A 16,118-nucleotide genomic window follows, 5' to 3' on the forward strand; every position below is an offset into this window, starting at 1 on the left:
GATAATAGTTCACTATAACAGCATTTTTTTAATGATCTCCGCGGAGTTTAATACGAAATTAATTTGATTGCTTCCTGTTAAAGTAGCTCCAATGACACAAGGGATATTTGTTAATGGTTCTTGCAACGGCTTGAGTACAATTTCCCTTTCACCAATAATTTCGTCGACAAGTAAGGCAATACGGTCCCCATTTTTTTTGATTACCACAACAGAGATATGTTCTTTTGTATTTTGTTTCTTTTCATCAAGATGCAGTACCTTAGACAAAGAGCATAACAAAACTGGTTGTTCTTTGACAAGAACACTTGGGCTTCCCTCTACAATCATAACTTCATGTTGCTTTAATAGCATGACTGTTTCTACAGAGTTGGTAAGAATTACAAATATTTGATCGTTACAATTAATGGTTAATCCACGCTCCGTAGCTAGAGTGAGTGGCACTCTCAGAAAAAAAACGGTTCCTTTTCCAGACTGGCTTTCGATACTGACCTGGCCTTTTAATCGAAGCAAATTGGAGCGTACGACGTCCAAACCTACGCCCCGCCCTGAAATATCAGTGGCAATTTCTCGAGTGGAAAAACCCGGTCGAAAAATGAGCTCATAAATATCTTCTTTTTTCATATTTTCAAGCTCAGATTGGGTAATTATTTTCTTTTGCAGCGCAATGCGAATCACTTCATCAGTGTTAATCCCGGCACCATCATCAATAATTTTGAACACAATCTGATTGTCTTCCTGATTGACATTGATGCGAATATTACCTTGAGGTGATTTACCTGCAGCGGTACGGACTTCGGTTTTTTCTATACCGTGGTCGATTGCATTACGCAAAAGATGCACGAGCGGATCCTTCAAGCCATCGAGAATCATTTTATCAATTTTTACATCGTTAGTATTTATTTCAAGATTGACTTGTTTATTCAATTCAAGGGCTAAATCACGCACGATTCGCGGTAGATAACTTAATTGAGTGGTTACCGGAATAAGTCGCAAAGTGCGAATTTCATCCTGAAGTGCATTTAATAAAATGGATAATTCACTCACAGGGATTCGCAACTCTCTTTGCATTAAGCGAGTTGAATTATGGATTTCGGATAACTCAATAAAACTTGTAGAAAACAAAGAGACCCCTGGTTCTTCTTCCTCTTGAGTAAGAACTTTTAAATTAGTCTTATTTTTTTTCCATGATTGGACCAGATGCTCGATTTTAAAATTAATCTTAGTTAATTTGTTGTAATATTCTTCGATGGCAATTTTAATGGCTTGAATTTCTTCTGTATAAACCGAAACACGATCTAAATTTTGCAAAGAAACACGGATTGATTCAAATTCGCTTGTTTTTACTGGTCCCTCTTGAGTTGTAGGCGTTTTGTTAACTGTTGAAGGTTCAGTACCTGATTCAGAGTATGGCATTTCTTCAGGGGATAATTCAGTATGATGTTCGAGTTGCAATAAATGATTTTTTAAATCGAAAGATAGTGGCTTTTGCTCACTGAAACATTGCATGGCTTCATTCATGTAATCAATCGATTGTAGACAAAGATTAATCAGGCCCGGAGAAATTGTTATACTCTTTTTTTGGATTGCGGCAAATAACGTTTCTATATGATGTGCAATCTCACCTACATCAAGAGCCCCTATACCCCGCGAAGAACCTTTGATGTTATGAGCAATACGAAAAATTTCTTCCAGTACACTCTGGAACTCCTGATCGGACAGAGTTCCTTTTTCAAGTTGCAGTAAGCCATCAGTAATGGTGATTAAATTTTCCTGGAGTTCCACTTTGAATGTTTCAACCAGTTTTTTTATAAATTCATTATCTAATGCTTTTGGCGTAGGTTTTTCTGCAAGAACAATGGGCTCAGTTGAGGTGGATTGTTCCTCTATACTTTGAATTTCTTCGGTTTTCTCCACATAGGTTATAGCGTGTTGTAACTGATACAACAATGCATGATGATCCTCAGAAAGTGGTTTTTTTTCTATATAATCATGAAGAATTCCACGCATTCCTTCCACAGCGTGAAAACCTAAATTAATTATTTCAAATGATACGTTCTGAGACGGTTCAAACAGTTTTTCAATGTACTCAGCCACTTTCCCCAGATCATCGATGCCAACAGAAAATGCAGAAACTTTAATATTTCGTCCTGCGCGGGAAATTTCTTCCATCATAGGGCTTAAATCACTAGACTCACTATGTTCGATTTTTTTTAAATGATCGGTGATGAGTGTCAGTAATGATTCAAGTTCTGCACTAAATGTCGCCAGTAATTGATCGTCTGGAGTCATATGGAGCTCCTAAACTTTATAGATATCTATATCATCCTTTAGATGTTTGACAATAGCATCCAAATTATGGATAAATGTTGTCATCTCTTTGATTCCACTGGAAAAAGTGGCAGTGGTTCGATTAATTTCATTCATACTTTCAACGATTTGCTCAATTCCAACTGCTTCTTGGCGGATGGCCACTTCAATGTGTTGACTAGAAATTGACGCGTCATTAATCATTTTACTTAACGCTTGAATAATGTGACCTGCTTTTTCAACGAGTTTTATTCCTGAGTCAAGAGTCTTGGCTCCTTCTTCGGTCACTGTAACCGCGCGCTCCGTAGTGCGTCGAATGTCTTCCAGAATTTTCTGTACCTGTACGGTGGATTGTTCTGATTGCTCTGCAAGATTTCGTACCTCTGTTGCTACTGCGGCAAAACCTTTTCCAGCCTCCCCTGCTTTTGACGCTTCAATGGATGCATTCAATGCGAGCATTTTTGATTGTTGGGCAAGAGTGTTGACTACTGAGGTAATATCACCAATTTGTTGCGTGTGATTACTTAAATCAAGAATGGTTTGCGCTATTAGTTTCATTTTTTCTTCTGAAATTTTAATACCCTGGATACTTTGCTCTACGGATTCGGTACCGAGTTTTCCCTGCTCATAGGTATTTTTAGCAACCTCACGTAGTGTTTGTGCCTTAGTCATAGTTTGTTTTGAGCTCTTATCTATTTCTTCCAATGAAGCGCTGATTTCATTAATTGCTGACGCTTGAGAGGTAATACTTTCTGCTTGTTCATTCGCTGAGGTGAGTACCGTGCCCACCATAGTGACTATGTCATTGCTGGCTTTGGTAATTTTTTTGGTGATGGAGGCTAGCCCATCAGTCATTGAATTTAAATCTCTACCTAGATCTTGCAAGATATCTTCTTTATCTATTTCAAGGCGTTCTCTAAGATCACCTGAGGCTACTTTACTACTATGCAGTCTATATTTTTTCGATGAATTGACTAATTTTTCAAATAATTCTCGAGATTCTTCTTCTTTGTTGCGAAGGATTTCCTCATTTTTCTTAATTGCCTCTTGCATTGTTTTTAACGACAAAAGCATTTTGCCTAATTTATCCGAAGTCTGGATCTGAATATCTATATCACGTTCACCAGCCGCAATGCGTTCCGCAATATTAATTGCATTATCTACCGGCCTTGCTATAGAGCGCTGTGTTACATAAGGAACTGTAATCGTTAAAAAAATGGCAAGAATTAATAACGCATAAGCAGATTTTTTTAAGGAATTTAAACTTTCATTTATTTTATCTGTATTTTTTTCAATTTCTTCCGACAAGTATACATACAAGCCCCCCATCCTTTTACCTGTTTCTAAAGAATAAGAGCCTAATATAATGTCGATCATTGCATTTTCGACATCTCTTGTCTTATTTCTGCTATTTTCTACATTATTTGAATTATTGGGATCTCTCTGAGAATTGATAATGGATGTTTGAACATCATAAAGAGGTATATATAATTCTTGCAATTTATCCCATTTAGTCTGTAATTTTTTATCACCCAGCGAGTGCATTACTTGATCCCACTGGTTCCTAACCTCATTAATCTCACTCCATAAACGGGCCAGATGTTCTTTGGCGCTCGGATCTCCAGTCATCGCCCAGTGTTCGAGAAGATCTTGTGTCTGATAGATTTGACTGTCTAGAATTTCAGGTAAGTTTTCAGTACGAATTTCATGACTTAGATAAACGACGTTGTTTACTTTGGGTATCAAAAACAGAATTGATAGGATTACGGGTAAACTAAGGGTCATAAAGCCAATCAACAAACGAGCGCGTACTGTAATAACAAACCGTTTATTCCCATTAGTTTCCATGGACTTCTCCTGTCTTATATAAGCACCTTTTAATTTCTTGATTTAAACTTGCTATTAACGTTTCTACATTAATGATTGCCGTAATGGCGTGGTGTAATCCCAGAATATATTCTGGATTAGTCACATTCGCAGAAGACAATGGCACAGCTAATTCGCTTGGTAGATAAAGCTCGCTACCTTCTACGCGCTGGACAAGTAAGCCAAGAGTTATATTATTTAACTGAACAACAATGATAAATTCATTATGTTGTTCGCTACTTGAAAGTGAATGATGTAGATGAAAAAATTTAAGAAGGTCTACTACTGTAATTAGTGCACCACGCCAGTTGATCACCCCAGCAATAAAATGGGGTACGAAAGGGGCTGGAGCGATGCTCACATTCCGTAACACTTCTTGGACATACTGATAAGAGATCCCATAATTTTCATTTTGGCCTAGGCTGAAGCGAACGAACGTAATACCATGATTTTTGCTGGTATCTATTTCCTGTTTGGCAAGTTGTTTTGCTCTTGCCTGCAGTATTTTAAGTGCTTCTTCATCTTTGGGTATTAATTCTGAAGCATGCTTTTGTTCTTTTATCATCATTCAAAATCCTTATTCGCTTCATCATTATTATCCAGAGAAAAATAGATTGCACCATCATGATGAAAAACAAGATTTGTCCCAGTTGTAACAATAGGATCTGATGCGCCCAGTAAAAGATAAGCGTTTTCAGACATGCATGCGCTTATCTTTTTCATAATTTTGGTAACAAGTTCATTATCAAAATAAATTAGCACATTGCGGCATAAGATTAAATCGACCTCGAATATTCCATTGATTATCGACGGATAAGTCTTATCACATAAGTTAAGGTATTTAAATTGTACTAAATCACGAATCTCAGGCGATAGAACATAGGCGCGATCCTTTTTCTCAAAATATCGTTGTAGGTATTTTTCCGGAATAGAGCGCATGGACCATAGCCCATATGTCCCTGAAATTGCTTTCTGAAGTGCGGCCATATTGATATCGGTGCCTACTAAATAGAGATCCCATACATCAAGATTGGGTATTAGTTTAGCCAGCAACATGGCAATGGTATATATTTCCTCACCTGAAGAACAACCGGCACTCCAAATTTTTAAAGTAAAATCTTCAGCTTTTCGTTTTAGTAATTGAGGGAGCAGTTTATGCTCAAGTAAATGCATTTGATTTTTGTCCCGAAAAAAGTAACTTTCCCCCACCGTAATTGCTGCAATTAAATCGGCTAATAAAGAAGAATTACTCGCACAGCTTTTTAGTTGTTCCAAGTATTCTTGGGGGCGATAATTGAATTTATTGCATGCGGCAGTAATGGTTTTTGCTAACTCTTGCGCTTGGTTTACATGGATTATAAGTCCATAACGGGCATGGATTAACTCCATAAATGCAGGCTCAAGTTTTTTGATGTCATTTAATATATTAGCGCCCATGTTACTCATGATTGCTAGCCGTCTGGTTGAATTGGGTAAGCTTTAAAGCAAAAACCCAATCGATATTGATTAATAGCGAAACCCCTGTTTCCAAAGTCACGGCGCCAAAAAACGGTGAGTTACTACTCGAAAACTCTTCATGTATTTCGATTTGCTGTTCATCGATGTGACTCAATCCAAGCATTTTATCAACAAGCAAACCCACCTGATGCGTGCCATCAGAGCATAGTAGAATGGGCATATTCAAAGGATAAGTTTCACTGCGGGTCAAGCCCGTACCAATAGCTAAGTCAAGCACAGGAATGCATTTGTTTTTAAGATTCATTAATCCAACAAAATAGACAGGACTCGAGGGCACGATTTCGAGCATAGGCAAAGGAAGAATTTTTTCTATATAGCGTAAATCCATACAGACTTGTATGTCTTGTAAAAGAAAATGGAGAACTGTAAGGTTCTTGGGGAGCACTTTATACATTCCTTCTTTTATAATTCAACGCCATTATCGTGTCTCTAAAAACGCAGGTGATGCTGGTGTAAAAATAAATTATTAATTCCATTTTATAGTTATAGACCTAATAGGATTGATGCACAAGACGTACTCTATGTGTTTTAAATGTAGCCTTACAGGGAGGATTCATAACTCGAACGTATCATGTTCATACGTCCAAGTTATGTTTAGAAGCGGTTATGATCTACTGCTTTTATGCATCAAAATCCAAAGTTGAAGATTAATGATTCTTCTAGGTTTCCTTATGAGATGCAAAATAATTTAAATCCAACTCGCGGGCTGCCTTCACATCATCTAACCGTTTGACTGGTAACGTATGAGGAGCACTTTTAACCAGGTCAGGGTTTGTGGCTGCTTCTTCTTTAATGATTTTCATAATTCGCACAAACTGATCTAATTCTTCTTTGCTCTCCGTTTCCGTAGGTTCAATCAGAAGACATTCAGGAATCAGCAATGGGAAATAAGTTGTTGGGGCATGTACGCCATAATCCAACATCCTTTTGGCAAAATCCATTGCGGTAATACCGTATGATTTCTTTTCTGGGCTTAAAGTAAGAATAAATTCATGAGAAGCACGTCGGTTCGGATAGGCTGCCGTAAATCCTACTTTAGTTAATTCTTTGAGTAGGTAATTTGCATTAAGCGTCGCATATTCTGAAACGCGAAGTAAACCTTCTTTTCCGAGCACCCGCATATAAAAATAAGCACGTAGTAAAATACCAGCATTTCCCATAAAACAAGACAGACGACCAATACTTTGTGGGTAGTCTTGGCGGGTTGCCCATTGATAACCCGAATCGGTTTTTTTTACGACCGGTAAGGGTATGAAGGGAAGTAATCGCTTACCTACAGCTACTGGACCCGCACCAGGCCCGCCGCCACCGTGCGGGGTTGCAAATGTTTTATGCAGGTTTAAGTGCATGACATCAAACCCCATATCCCCGGGTCTTACTTTCCCCAAAATTGCGTTAAGATTGGCACCATCGTAATACAATAATCCACCAGCTTGGTGAACAAGAGCTGCTATCTCTTTAATTTGACGCATAAACAAGCCCAAAGTAGAGGGGTTGGTTAGCATGATACCGGCTGTTCTTGGTCCTATTTTGCTTTTTAACTCTTCTAGATCGATGTCGCCATCCGCAGCAGTAGATATTTCAACAATCTTAAAGCCACACATGACCGCTGAGGCTGGATTTGTACCGTGGGCAGCATCGGGAATCAGCATTTCATCGCGTGCTGTATCACCTCGGGATTGATGATAGGCTTTAATCATCGCAACGCCAGCAAATTCTCCTTGTGAACCCGCCATCGCTGTTAAAGAAACACCAGCCATTCCTGTAATTTCAGCAATATGTTCTTGCAAGCGATATAAAGGCTCTAAAAAACCTTGGCTGTTTTCTTCGGTCGCCAGAGGGTGGCGATTGAGAAAGTTGGGTATGGATGCCGCTTTGTGAACTCCTCGAGGATTATATTTCATGGTGCATGAGCCCAGAGGATAAAAATTGCCATCAATCGAGAAATTTTTATGAGACAAACGAGTGAAATGCCTGACTACTTGCAATTCAGAGCATGCAGGCATTTTGGGGGGCGTTTTTCGCTGCAATTCCTCAGGAATAGCATATTTACTGATTGAAATTTTTGGTGCTTGGGCTGTTGCCTGACGGTCTTTTTTAGATAATTCAAAAATCAACATAATTTGCCCTCCATTTTTTGAATAAATTCTTTAAGTTCAGCTCGATGAAGGGCTGGAGTAAATTCAATAAATTGATATTCCGCGATTTCCGCCAAGTAATACGGATCCTTTTGGAATATGGATTCGAGATAGGCGCGATCATTTGTGGCTGCAATGATAATTCCACCAGTACGAGGTTTCATGGGACCTGAGACCAATAATAGGCCTTGCTTATAGTAGTAATCAAGAAACTCTCGGTGTGCTTGTAGGTACTTATCTACTTCACTTAGAGGAACTAAGTAGGTTAACTGAATTACAAACATGAGGCACCTCGTTGAGACATGATGGATTTCAAGGTTTGGGCATAAAAGGCAATTTCCTCTTCAGTACGCATTTCCGTAGCACAAACTAATAGAGTATTAGCCAATTGAGGATAATGAATTCCTGGGGTATAGCCTCCAGTAATACCTGCTTGTGCCAATTGTTGTAACACCAGTTCTACGGGTTGGTCGAGCTTAAGTAATGCTTCATGAAAATAAGGGGCATTAAAAACTTGCTCTACACCCTCAATTTGGGTTAATGCGTCTACTAATTCATGTGTATTCTGATGGCATTGACTTGCAACTTGGCGTAATCCTTCAGCGCCCAAAAGACTCATATGAATGGTTGCTGCGGTGACTAACAAACCTTGATTGGTACAAATATTTGAGGTTGCTTTAGCGCGGCGTATATGTTGTTCACGTGCTTGCAAGGTTAAAGTAAATCCTCTTTTTCCATCTTTATCCAAAGTACAGCCGATGATTCGGCCAGGCATTTGGCGTACATGAGCCATGCGAGTGCTTAAAAAACCAAAATAGGGGCCTCCCGATGCCATTGGAGAGCCTAAAGGTTGTCCCTCACCACAGGTAATATCTACGCCATGCTTTCCCCATGCGCCAGGGGGTTTTAATAAGGCGAGTGACACAGGATTGACGCAGGCGATACTAATGGTTTTATTGTGCTGAGCCCAATCGCTGAGTTCATCCACTTTTTCAAGACATCCAAAAAAGTTAGGCTGAGCGATAACCAGCGCCGTAATATCTTCGCCTGTATATCCTTCCAATGCGGAAAGAGGGGTAATCCCTTGTTTTTCATCAAAAGGCAGTGTGATCACTTCAATATGCTGATTACGCAGGATAGTCTCAATGGTTTCACGATAGAAGGGATGAATTGTCCCTGGGATTAATACACGACTTGTTTTGCTGTGTTTATTAACGCGTACCGCCATTAAAACCGCTTCGGCTAAGGCCGTAGCGCCATCATACATCGATGCATTAGATACATCCATCCCTGTTAATTCACAGATCATGGTTTGGTATTCGTATAGTAATTGCAAAGTGCCTTGACTGGCTTCGGCTTGATAAGGCGTATATGCGGTTAAGAACTCACCACGAGAAGCGATATCCCACACTGCGGCAGGTATATGATGCTCATAGCATCCTGCGCCCATAAAGCAGATTCCATTTTTATTTTTGTCTGCCAAATTTCTTGCTTCTTTGAGCATATCCATCTCATTGATACCAGCAGGTATATTTTGAAATCCTGCATATTGCAAAGACAATGGAATTTCATCAAATAGGGTTTGTGTGTCTTGAACCCCAATGGAATCAAGCATGGCTTTGCTGTCTTCGGGAGTGTGTGGGATATAAGGCATAATTAATGCTCCTCAGCGATCTCATTTTGATATTGTTCTGCAGTCAATAAACTATTAATTTCATCCGGATGACTGGGCTTCAGTTTGACAAGCCAACCTGCTGCATAGGGTTCAGAATTAACAAGAGCTGGATTTTCGACTACTACTTCATTGACGGCAGTAACGATACCGCTCACTGGCGCATAAAAATCAGAGGCAGCTTTTACTGACTCGACGACACCAAGTTCTTCTCCTGCGCTCACTTCATCTCCAATTTCAGGCAATTCGACAAACACCATATCGCCCAGTAATTGTTGAGCATGGTCGGTAATGCCTACGGTTACTTCATTGTGTTCTTCTTTTAGCCACTCGTGGGTATTGGTGAATTTTAATTCATTCATTGCATTGTCCTTATTTAATTCTATAGCACTGAAGCGAAGCTAAATCTATGAAATCTACAAAGTTACAAGAAAATCCAGATTCTTTTTCGTGTATTCAGACTATTTGTTCTCATTTTTACAGTTCTACTATCTGGGTCAAACTAACTTGATTTTCTGTGCCTCGATGCACGCATACTATGTATGCCGCCTTTAGTACTCGAAAATCAGGGCCGTTTGACTCAAGCTGGTGAAAGGTAAATGACCCTAACTTAATTCGATGTTTTAAATCGCCTTTCCTGATTTAACAAAACGTGGTTTTCCTACTTTTGCCGGGATTAATTTACCACGAATATCAACCATTACTTCCTCACCGGTTTCAGCTGGAACTCTCGCCAAGGCTATAGATTTTTCCAGTGTGGGTGAGTAGCTACCACTAGTAATAATTCCATCAGCACAACCAGGGATTATCACTTTTTGTCCATGACGCATAATTCCTTTATCTAATAAAGTAAGCCCCACCATTTTTCGTTTAATTCCAATTTGCTTTTGGGAGAATAAAGCGCCCATGCCAATAAAATCACGATCTGCGGGTTCCCATTTAATAGTCCAACCAAGCCCTGATTCTAATGGGCTGGTGGTTGTGTCCATGTCCTGGCCGTAAAGCAGCATTCCTGCTTCCAAACGAAGCGTGTCACGGGCACCTAATCCACAAGGATGCACACCAACCTGCATTAAATCATTCCATAATTGGACAATGGAATCTTGGGGGGCGATGATTTCAAATCCATCTTCCCCTGTATACCCAGTGCGGGCAAAAAACCATTGCTCCACATCCACGCATTCGAAACTGGTTAAAGTAGAAACGGCGTCAATTTGTGCAGGATTAAGAATTTTTTGTGTTTTTTCTATGGCCTTAGGTCCTTGCACGGCAATCATTGCCAATTCTCTTCGTTCTTGTAAACCAACGGCAAAGCCCTCACTTTTTTGGCGAATCCACGCCAGATCATTGTGTCGGGTTGCCGAATTCAGGACGACTCTGTAATTATCAGAAGCGCGTTGGTATACGATAAGATCGTCGATAACTCCACCATGTTCATTACACATGCAACTGTAAAGTGCTTTTCCGTTGTGTTCAAGCTGATCCACATCATTCGTTAAAAGCTTACGTAAGAATTGACGGCCACCGGCACCAAGAATATCAACAATAGTCATATGCGAGACATCGAACATGCCTGCATCTTTACGCACATAATGGTGTTCATTAAGTTGAGAACCATAATGCAAGGGCATTTCCCAGCCATGGAAATCAACCATTTTAGCGCCACATGCTTGATGTGTGGCATGGAGAGGGGTTTTAGCAATCATTGTACGTCCTTTTTCAATCACCTTAGTGTGGGTGATTATACCTATTGCGATATATACTGTATATTGCATACTGCATATTTCTTAGGACTACTTTAATGACTGGGCTAAATGTTTGGCGCTGGATGTTGGATTTAGGTTGGTTATTGTTTCTTCTAATACTCCTCAGGCATTTTTGGCGTGATAGACAAGTTTTGATTCAAGCGCAATCGTGGCTCAAAGTTAAAGGGTATATTACGAAATGCGAATGGACAAAAGTAGGTCATAGTATTTGGCCTAAAATTGAATATACCTATCAAGTTAATGATAAAAATTTGACTGGAGAATATTTGTTTTTAGATACCGCTCATAATAATCCGAATAGTAAATATTCCCGTGGTATTGCTTACAAAGCGGCCATTGCCTTTCAAGACAATACGGCTATTGATATCTATTATAATCCCCATGACCCTGAAGAATCAGCTTTAGATGTAACCATGCCGATCAAATTAAATATGATTTTGGTTTCGATCGGCATGTTAATCCTCGTGCATCTAGGACTTATGGCTTGGCGTTATTTGGGGTAGGTTGCCCTGCTGCTGGTGTGCCCGATGGTGGCGTACTTGCTGGCGTTGAATCACTTTCTTCTTCCACATCACATTTACAAGGTTGTTTGTTGACTGTTGATTGTAAACTGGTGATGGTATATCCCCGTACTCCCTGACCTGATGGCGCGACCATAAAATTAATGTTTACTTTCAAATTTTGTCGTTGTTGGTATTGTGGATTTTGGTACACCACGATAAGGCCCATAGTTGCTTTCCAATGTGTTGGGTCGATATTGGTGATTACAGGGGGGGCAGTAGCTACGGCGCTTACACTATAAAGATTTTTCTGTACATCCTCTGGTAATTTGGACGCATTTAAAGCATTGCTGTAGGAAATCCATGCATCAGCTGCAAAATACTTGGCTATTTTTCTTTGATCTTCAAGGTAGTTTTTATAGCTATAAGTATAGGTAGCAACTATTGCCTCATTGACCCAGACGGATAATTGTACGGGTTCCGGTTGTGCATAACTGAATTGGAAAAAAATTGATAAAAGAATAAAGACTAATTTCTTGTTCATAAGCATGTCCCGTTTACAGTAAAAAATAGAGTGTAGTCTAATAGTACAAAGTTAAGAATATTTTCCTATATTTCCTTCATCCGGCGACTTGTTCGCAGGGTGTAGGCTGGATGAATAGGCTTAACTTAGTGCCATTAGGGTGTAGTCAATTATCCAGGTGACCCGTTAAATCCACAATTAGATTATTTTATAGTGTAGCTCATTCATTCCACATAAAAAAATCCCCGGCTGCTGCCGGGGCAAATTGAATGTTTAGATAATGAATCTAAACACTGCTCCGCTTAAGAGGGGGTAAAGCGGAGCTAAGCATTCGGGGGAAATGCTCACTATATTAGACACAGAAATTATTAAAAAGTTCAATTTTTGTACAAATTATTTCATTTTAAATAAAAAAAGGAACTAATCTATTGAATATTAATGCATTTTAATAAGGACTTGAGTTTTAGCTTGTCATTTTTTATTTTTGAGCAGAATGCTCTTCGTTTTTATAAGAAAAGAAAGCGTTATATTCAGTCGCTTGAATCTATCGGAGGGGGCTTCTTTATGATATTTTATTACCCTGAAACAAGCAACTGAACTCGCATCAACAAAAACTAATTCCTGTGCGGAAATTTGCGATGCATAGGCATTATATTAATGCTCTTTAGTTTCACTGCTTTTTTCAATTATATATACTGCGTGATACATATTGCAGAGTGTGTCTGGGTGTCGACAAAGTTATTGAGGAGGGCATTGTGCGCGAAAGTCGGTTCTACTTTGCTAATCCTGATAGATTTGGCCGATATATCAATCGTTGGGATTTGCTGCTCCTTATTCTCATTTTTTCCATTTTGTTCTTTCTGGGTTGGGCCGGCTCGCAAATGGCTACTCCCTACCAGTTGGGAGAGCAGATACCCATTTCATTGGATCCTGCCAATCTTCCCTTTTATGCATCGCGTACGGTACTTCGTATGTTTATTGCATTGTTTATTTCAATTATTTTTACATTTACGGTAGGGCTTTGGGCTGCTAAAAATCGGCGCGCAGAACAAATCATTATTCCTGCAATTGATATTTTGCAATCCATACCGGTGTTAAGTTTTTTATCGATTACGGTAACCGGATTCATCCGCTTGTTTCCTAACAGTTTATTGGGACCTGAATGTGCATCCATTTTCGCTATTTTTTGTGCCCAAGTATGGAATATGACTTTTGGATTTTATCAATCATTAAAAACATTGCCACATGATTTACAAGAAGTTTCTTCTATGTTTCGACTCTCGGCATGGCAGCGTTTTTGGAAATTGGAAGTTCCTTTTTCCATGTCGAGCTTGTTATGGAACATGATGGTTTCGATGTCTGCTAGCTGGTTCTTTGTGGTTTTATCTGAAGCGATCTCTGTAGCGCATCAAAACATCCGCTTACCCGGGGTAGGCTCTTATATCGCTTTAGCAATCCAACAACGTGATTTACATGCAGTGGGTTATGCTATTTTGACAATGATGATTGTTATTTTTTTATATGATCAAATATTTTTCCGACCTTTAATTGCGTGGTCTGAAAAGTTTAAAACAGAGCCCTCACATGACGGAGCTGAATATCAATCTTGGCTCGTGGATTGGATTCGCGGCAGCCGGCTAATGAAGCAGTTTACTGAAATTCTGGGCATTTTTACCGATCATTTTGTCAATGCGCGTTGGCTGAGAATCAATGAGACGAAAGTCATTAAGGAAATTGATTTTAAAAAACAGAAGCGTCTGGATAGACTTTGGAGTTTCTTAGTTTTAATCAGTGTTTGTGCTGGAGCATGGTTTTTATTGCGCTTTATTCTTGCAGAATTGAAAGTGAGTGATATTTTGCATGTGTTTTTGCTTGGAGCAGCAACAGGTGCCAGGGTGCTTTGTATGATTTTCCTGAGCTCTTTAGTTTGGATTCCAGTAGGCGTGTGGATTGGTTTAAGGCCAAGAATTGCCCAAAAAATACAGCCAGTGATTCAATTTGTTGCAGCGTTCCCAGCAAATTTATTCTATCCTTTATTTGTGATTGCTATTGTAGCGTTTCATTTAAATGTAGAAATATGGGTGACTCCACTCATGATTCTTGGGACTCAATGGTATATTTTATTTAATGTGATTGCGGGAGCATCTACTATTCCTCGAGAACTTTATCTTGCTGCAGACAATTTTGGCTTGAAAGGATGGCTGTGGTGGAAAAGATTGGCATTGCCCGGCATTTTTCCTTTTTATATCACTGGCGCCATAACGGCGGCAGGTGGCGCCTGGAACGCCAGTATTGTGGCTGAGTTTGTGAGTTGGGGAAATACCACACTTAGAGCCACCGGTTTGGGTGAGTACATCCAAGCGAGTACGGCAACAGGAGACTTCCCCAAAATTGCTTTAGGTACTGCAATGATGTGTTTGTATGTACTTACTTTTAACCATTTGATTTGGCGTCCGCTCTATCGCTTGGCGGAAGAACGTTTTAACCTTAATTAAAAGATACCTATGTCTGAAACCATCATTGCTATAGAAAGCTTACGCAAGTCTTTTAAAAAAGCTGCAGAACAAGATTTGCTTGTGCTCGAGGATGTGAACTTTAAGCTACAAGAAGGCGAAATCGTTGCTTTATTAGGTAAGTCCGGTTCAGGAAAGTCTACTTTGTTGCGTATTATTGCGGGTCTTGTAGCCCCCACCGGTGGGACCGTAACTTATAGAGGCAAACCCGTCACCAGTCCCGTTGCAGGAATTGCAATGGTCTTCCAGTCGTTCGCATTGATGCCCTGGCTTACTGTATTGGAGAATGTGGAGCTTGGTCTTGAGGCGCAGGGTGTTAGTCGCGAAGAGCGTAGGCATCGCGCTATTGAAGCAATTGATATCATTGGTCTTGATGGTTTTGAATCGGCATTTCCCAAAGAGCTTTCCGGTGGGATGCGTCAACGGGTTGGTTTTGCGCGCGCCTTGGTGATTAATCCTGATGTATTATTAATGGATGAGCCTTTTTCGGCTCTTGATGTGCTTACCGCGGAAAACCTGAAGTCCGACTTGCTGGAGTTGTGGGCAGAGAAGAAAACCAATACGAATGGCATTTTATTAGTAACTCATAATATTGAAGAAGCTGCTACATTAGCCGATAGGATTGTAATCTTTGGTAATGATCCTGGTTACATCCGAGCTGAATTACCCGTCACCCTACCCCAGCCACGTGATCCTGAGTCCCCTGAGTTTCGGGCTTTAGTTGATAAAATTTATACTTTAATGACTACTGGTCCTAAAGAAAAGGCAAAACGCGCGCAAAGAGAGCGACAAATCGGTTTAGGATATCGTTTGCCCGATGTAGAGCCTTCCGAACTGACCGGCTTGATTGAGACGATGACCTCTTTTGAAGAGCGTATTGACTTACCCGAGCTCGCAGATGAGTTGATGATGAATATTGATGACTTATTCCCTATACTTGAGACGTTGGAAATATTAGGGTTTGCTAAAGTTTCTGCAGGGGATATCCAATTAAGCGACTTAGGAAAGCAATTTGCTGAGGCCGATCTTCAAGAACGTAAACAATTATTTGCGCAAAGATTATTAGAAAAGGTACCTCTTGCCCGTTATATTCGACGGATTTTAGATGAAAAAGTAGGGCATAGGGTTTCTGAAGAACGATTTTTAAGTAAGCTTGAAGATTATTTAAGTGAAAAAGAAGCAGACCGTGTATTACGTACAATGATTGACTGGGGACGTTATGCGGAGATTTTTGCTTATGATTTTAATACAGGAATTTTAAGTTTGGAAAATCCAGGTAAGGGAGCATAAAGACTTAATAAGCTAAATTCAAAGG

Annotated in this window: 14 protein-coding genes; 3 read left to right on the top strand and 11 right to left on the bottom strand. The window is 39.8% G+C overall.

Annotation, left to right across the window (positions count from 1 at the left end; genetic code table 11):
- Positions 1-12: 12 nt before the first annotated feature.
- The 10 genes from ACWTEW_RS29790 to gcvT all read right to left on the bottom strand — a co-directional run bounded on the left by ACWTEW_RS29790 (position 13) and on the right by gcvT (position 11,207).
- Positions 13-2,289 (bottom strand): chemotaxis protein CheA, encoded by a 2,277-nt coding sequence (locus ACWTEW_RS29790; RefSeq protein ID WP_454781637.1) that lies wholly within the window; start codon positions 2,287-2,289, stop codon positions 13-15.
- Positions 2,290-2,298: 9 nt separating this feature from the next.
- On the bottom strand, positions 2,299-4,155 hold the full coding sequence (locus ACWTEW_RS29795) for a methyl-accepting chemotaxis protein (protein WP_454781638.1): 1,857 nt from the start codon (positions 4,153-4,155) through the stop codon (positions 2,299-2,301).
- Entirely contained in the window at positions 4,145-4,741 is a 597-nt protein-coding gene (locus ACWTEW_RS29800) for a chemotaxis protein CheW (protein WP_454781639.1), read from the bottom strand. Before ACWTEW_RS29800 ends, ACWTEW_RS29795 begins: the two co-directional genes overlap by 11 nt.
- Positions 4,738-5,610 (bottom strand): CheR family methyltransferase, encoded by an 873-nt coding sequence (locus ACWTEW_RS29805; RefSeq protein ID WP_454781640.1) that lies wholly within the window; start codon positions 5,608-5,610, stop codon positions 4,738-4,740. Before ACWTEW_RS29805 ends, ACWTEW_RS29800 begins: the two co-directional genes overlap by 4 nt.
- A gap of 1 nt (position 5,611) precedes the next feature.
- Entirely contained in the window at positions 5,612-6,085 is a 474-nt protein-coding gene (locus tag ACWTEW_RS29810; protein ID WP_454781641.1) for a chemotaxis protein CheW, read from the bottom strand.
- Positions 6,086-6,350: 265 nt separating this feature from the next.
- On the bottom strand, positions 6,351-7,811 hold the full coding sequence (gcvPB, locus tag ACWTEW_RS29815; protein ID WP_454781642.1) for an aminomethyl-transferring glycine dehydrogenase subunit GcvPB: 1,461 nt from the start codon (positions 7,809-7,811) through the stop codon (positions 6,351-6,353).
- Positions 7,805-8,113, bottom strand: coding sequence for a YciI family protein (locus ACWTEW_RS29820; RefSeq protein ID WP_454781643.1), 309 nt, complete (start codon positions 8,111-8,113; stop codon positions 7,805-7,807). Before ACWTEW_RS29820 ends, gcvPB begins: the two co-directional genes overlap by 7 nt.
- On the bottom strand, positions 8,104-9,483 hold the full coding sequence (gcvPA, locus tag ACWTEW_RS29825) for an aminomethyl-transferring glycine dehydrogenase subunit GcvPA (protein ID WP_454781644.1): 1,380 nt from the start codon (positions 9,481-9,483) through the stop codon (positions 8,104-8,106). Before gcvPA ends, ACWTEW_RS29820 begins: the two co-directional genes overlap by 10 nt.
- Before the next feature lie 2 nt (positions 9,484-9,485).
- Positions 9,486-9,863, bottom strand: a complete 378-nt coding sequence (gene gcvH, locus ACWTEW_RS29830) for a glycine cleavage system protein GcvH (protein WP_454781645.1) — start codon at positions 9,861-9,863, stop codon at positions 9,486-9,488.
- 261 nt (positions 9,864-10,124) lie between these two features.
- The gene (gene gcvT / locus ACWTEW_RS29835) at positions 10,125-11,207 is read right to left on the bottom strand and encodes a glycine cleavage system aminomethyltransferase GcvT (protein WP_454781646.1); all 1,083 of its coding nucleotides are present in this window, start codon (positions 11,205-11,207) and stop codon (positions 10,125-10,127) included.
- A gap of 95 nt (positions 11,208-11,302) precedes the next feature.
- Here gcvT and ACWTEW_RS29840 point away from each other — a divergent pair, with 95 nt between their 5' ends.
- Positions 11,303-11,770: a DUF3592 domain-containing protein gene (locus tag ACWTEW_RS29840; RefSeq protein ID WP_454781647.1), complete on the top strand. Its 468-nt coding sequence runs from the start codon at positions 11,303-11,305 to the stop codon at positions 11,768-11,770.
- On the opposite strand, the gene ACWTEW_RS29845 is transcribed toward ACWTEW_RS29840, so the two are convergent.
- Positions 11,745-12,311, bottom strand: a complete 567-nt coding sequence (locus tag ACWTEW_RS29845; RefSeq protein WP_454781648.1) for a DotI/IcmL family type IV secretion protein — start codon at positions 12,309-12,311, stop codon at positions 11,745-11,747. The genes ACWTEW_RS29840 and ACWTEW_RS29845 overlap by 26 nt on opposite strands.
- A gap of 734 nt (positions 12,312-13,045) precedes the next feature.
- On the opposite strand from ACWTEW_RS29845, the gene ACWTEW_RS29850 reads away from it, so the two are divergent.
- Both ACWTEW_RS29850 and ACWTEW_RS29855 read left to right on the top strand, forming a co-directional pair.
- Complete coding sequence (locus tag ACWTEW_RS29850; RefSeq protein WP_454781649.1) at positions 13,046-14,785, top strand: ABC transporter permease; 1,740 nt, start codon at positions 13,046-13,048, stop codon at positions 14,783-14,785.
- A gap of 9 nt (positions 14,786-14,794) precedes the next feature.
- Complete coding sequence (locus ACWTEW_RS29855; protein ID WP_454781650.1) at positions 14,795-16,093, top strand: ABC transporter ATP-binding protein; 1,299 nt, start codon at positions 14,795-14,797, stop codon at positions 16,091-16,093.
- Positions 16,094-16,118 lie beyond the last annotated feature (25 nt).

The sequence above is a fragment of the Legionella stuttgartensis genome (genome assembly GCF_977063405.2).

Bases quoted from the DNA above. Each gene is read 5' to 3' on its own strand.
- ACWTEW_RS29790 (WP_454781637.1), bottom strand. From the start codon at position 2,289: ATGACTCCAGACGATCAATTACTGGCGACATTTAGTGCAGAACTTGAA.
- gcvPB (WP_454781642.1), bottom strand. From the start codon at position 7,811: ATGTTGATTTTTGAATTATCTAAAAAAGACCGTCAGGCAACAGCCCAA.
- ACWTEW_RS29840 (WP_454781647.1), top strand. From the start codon at position 11,303: ATGACTGGGCTAAATGTTTGGCGCTGGATGTTGGATTTAGGTTGGTTA.
- ACWTEW_RS29855 (WP_454781650.1), top strand. From the start codon at position 14,795: ATGTCTGAAACCATCATTGCTATAGAAAGCTTACGCAAGTCTTTTAAA.
- ACWTEW_RS29810 (WP_454781641.1), bottom strand. From the start codon at position 6,085: ATGTATAAAGTGCTCCCCAAGAACCTTACAGTTCTCCATTTTCTTTTA.
- gcvT (WP_454781646.1), bottom strand. From the start codon at position 11,207: ATGATTGCTAAAACCCCTCTCCATGCCACACATCAAGCATGTGGCGCT.
- gcvPA (WP_454781644.1), bottom strand. From the start codon at position 9,483: ATGCCTTATATCCCACACACTCCCGAAGACAGCAAAGCCATGCTTGAT.
- gcvH (WP_454781645.1), bottom strand. From the start codon at position 9,863: ATGAATGAATTAAAATTCACCAATACCCACGAGTGGCTAAAAGAAGAA.
- ACWTEW_RS29800 (WP_454781639.1), bottom strand. From the start codon at position 4,741: ATGATGATAAAAGAACAAAAGCATGCTTCAGAATTAATACCCAAAGAT.
- ACWTEW_RS29795 (WP_454781638.1), bottom strand. From the start codon at position 4,155: ATGGAAACTAATGGGAATAAACGGTTTGTTATTACAGTACGCGCTCGT.
- ACWTEW_RS29805 (WP_454781640.1), bottom strand. From the start codon at position 5,610: ATGGGCGCTAATATATTAAATGACATCAAAAAACTTGAGCCTGCATTT.
- ACWTEW_RS29845 (WP_454781648.1), bottom strand. From the start codon at position 12,311: ATGAACAAGAAATTAGTCTTTATTCTTTTATCAATTTTTTTCCAATTC.
- ACWTEW_RS29820 (WP_454781643.1), bottom strand. From the start codon at position 8,113: ATGTTTGTAATTCAGTTAACCTACTTAGTTCCTCTAAGTGAAGTAGAT.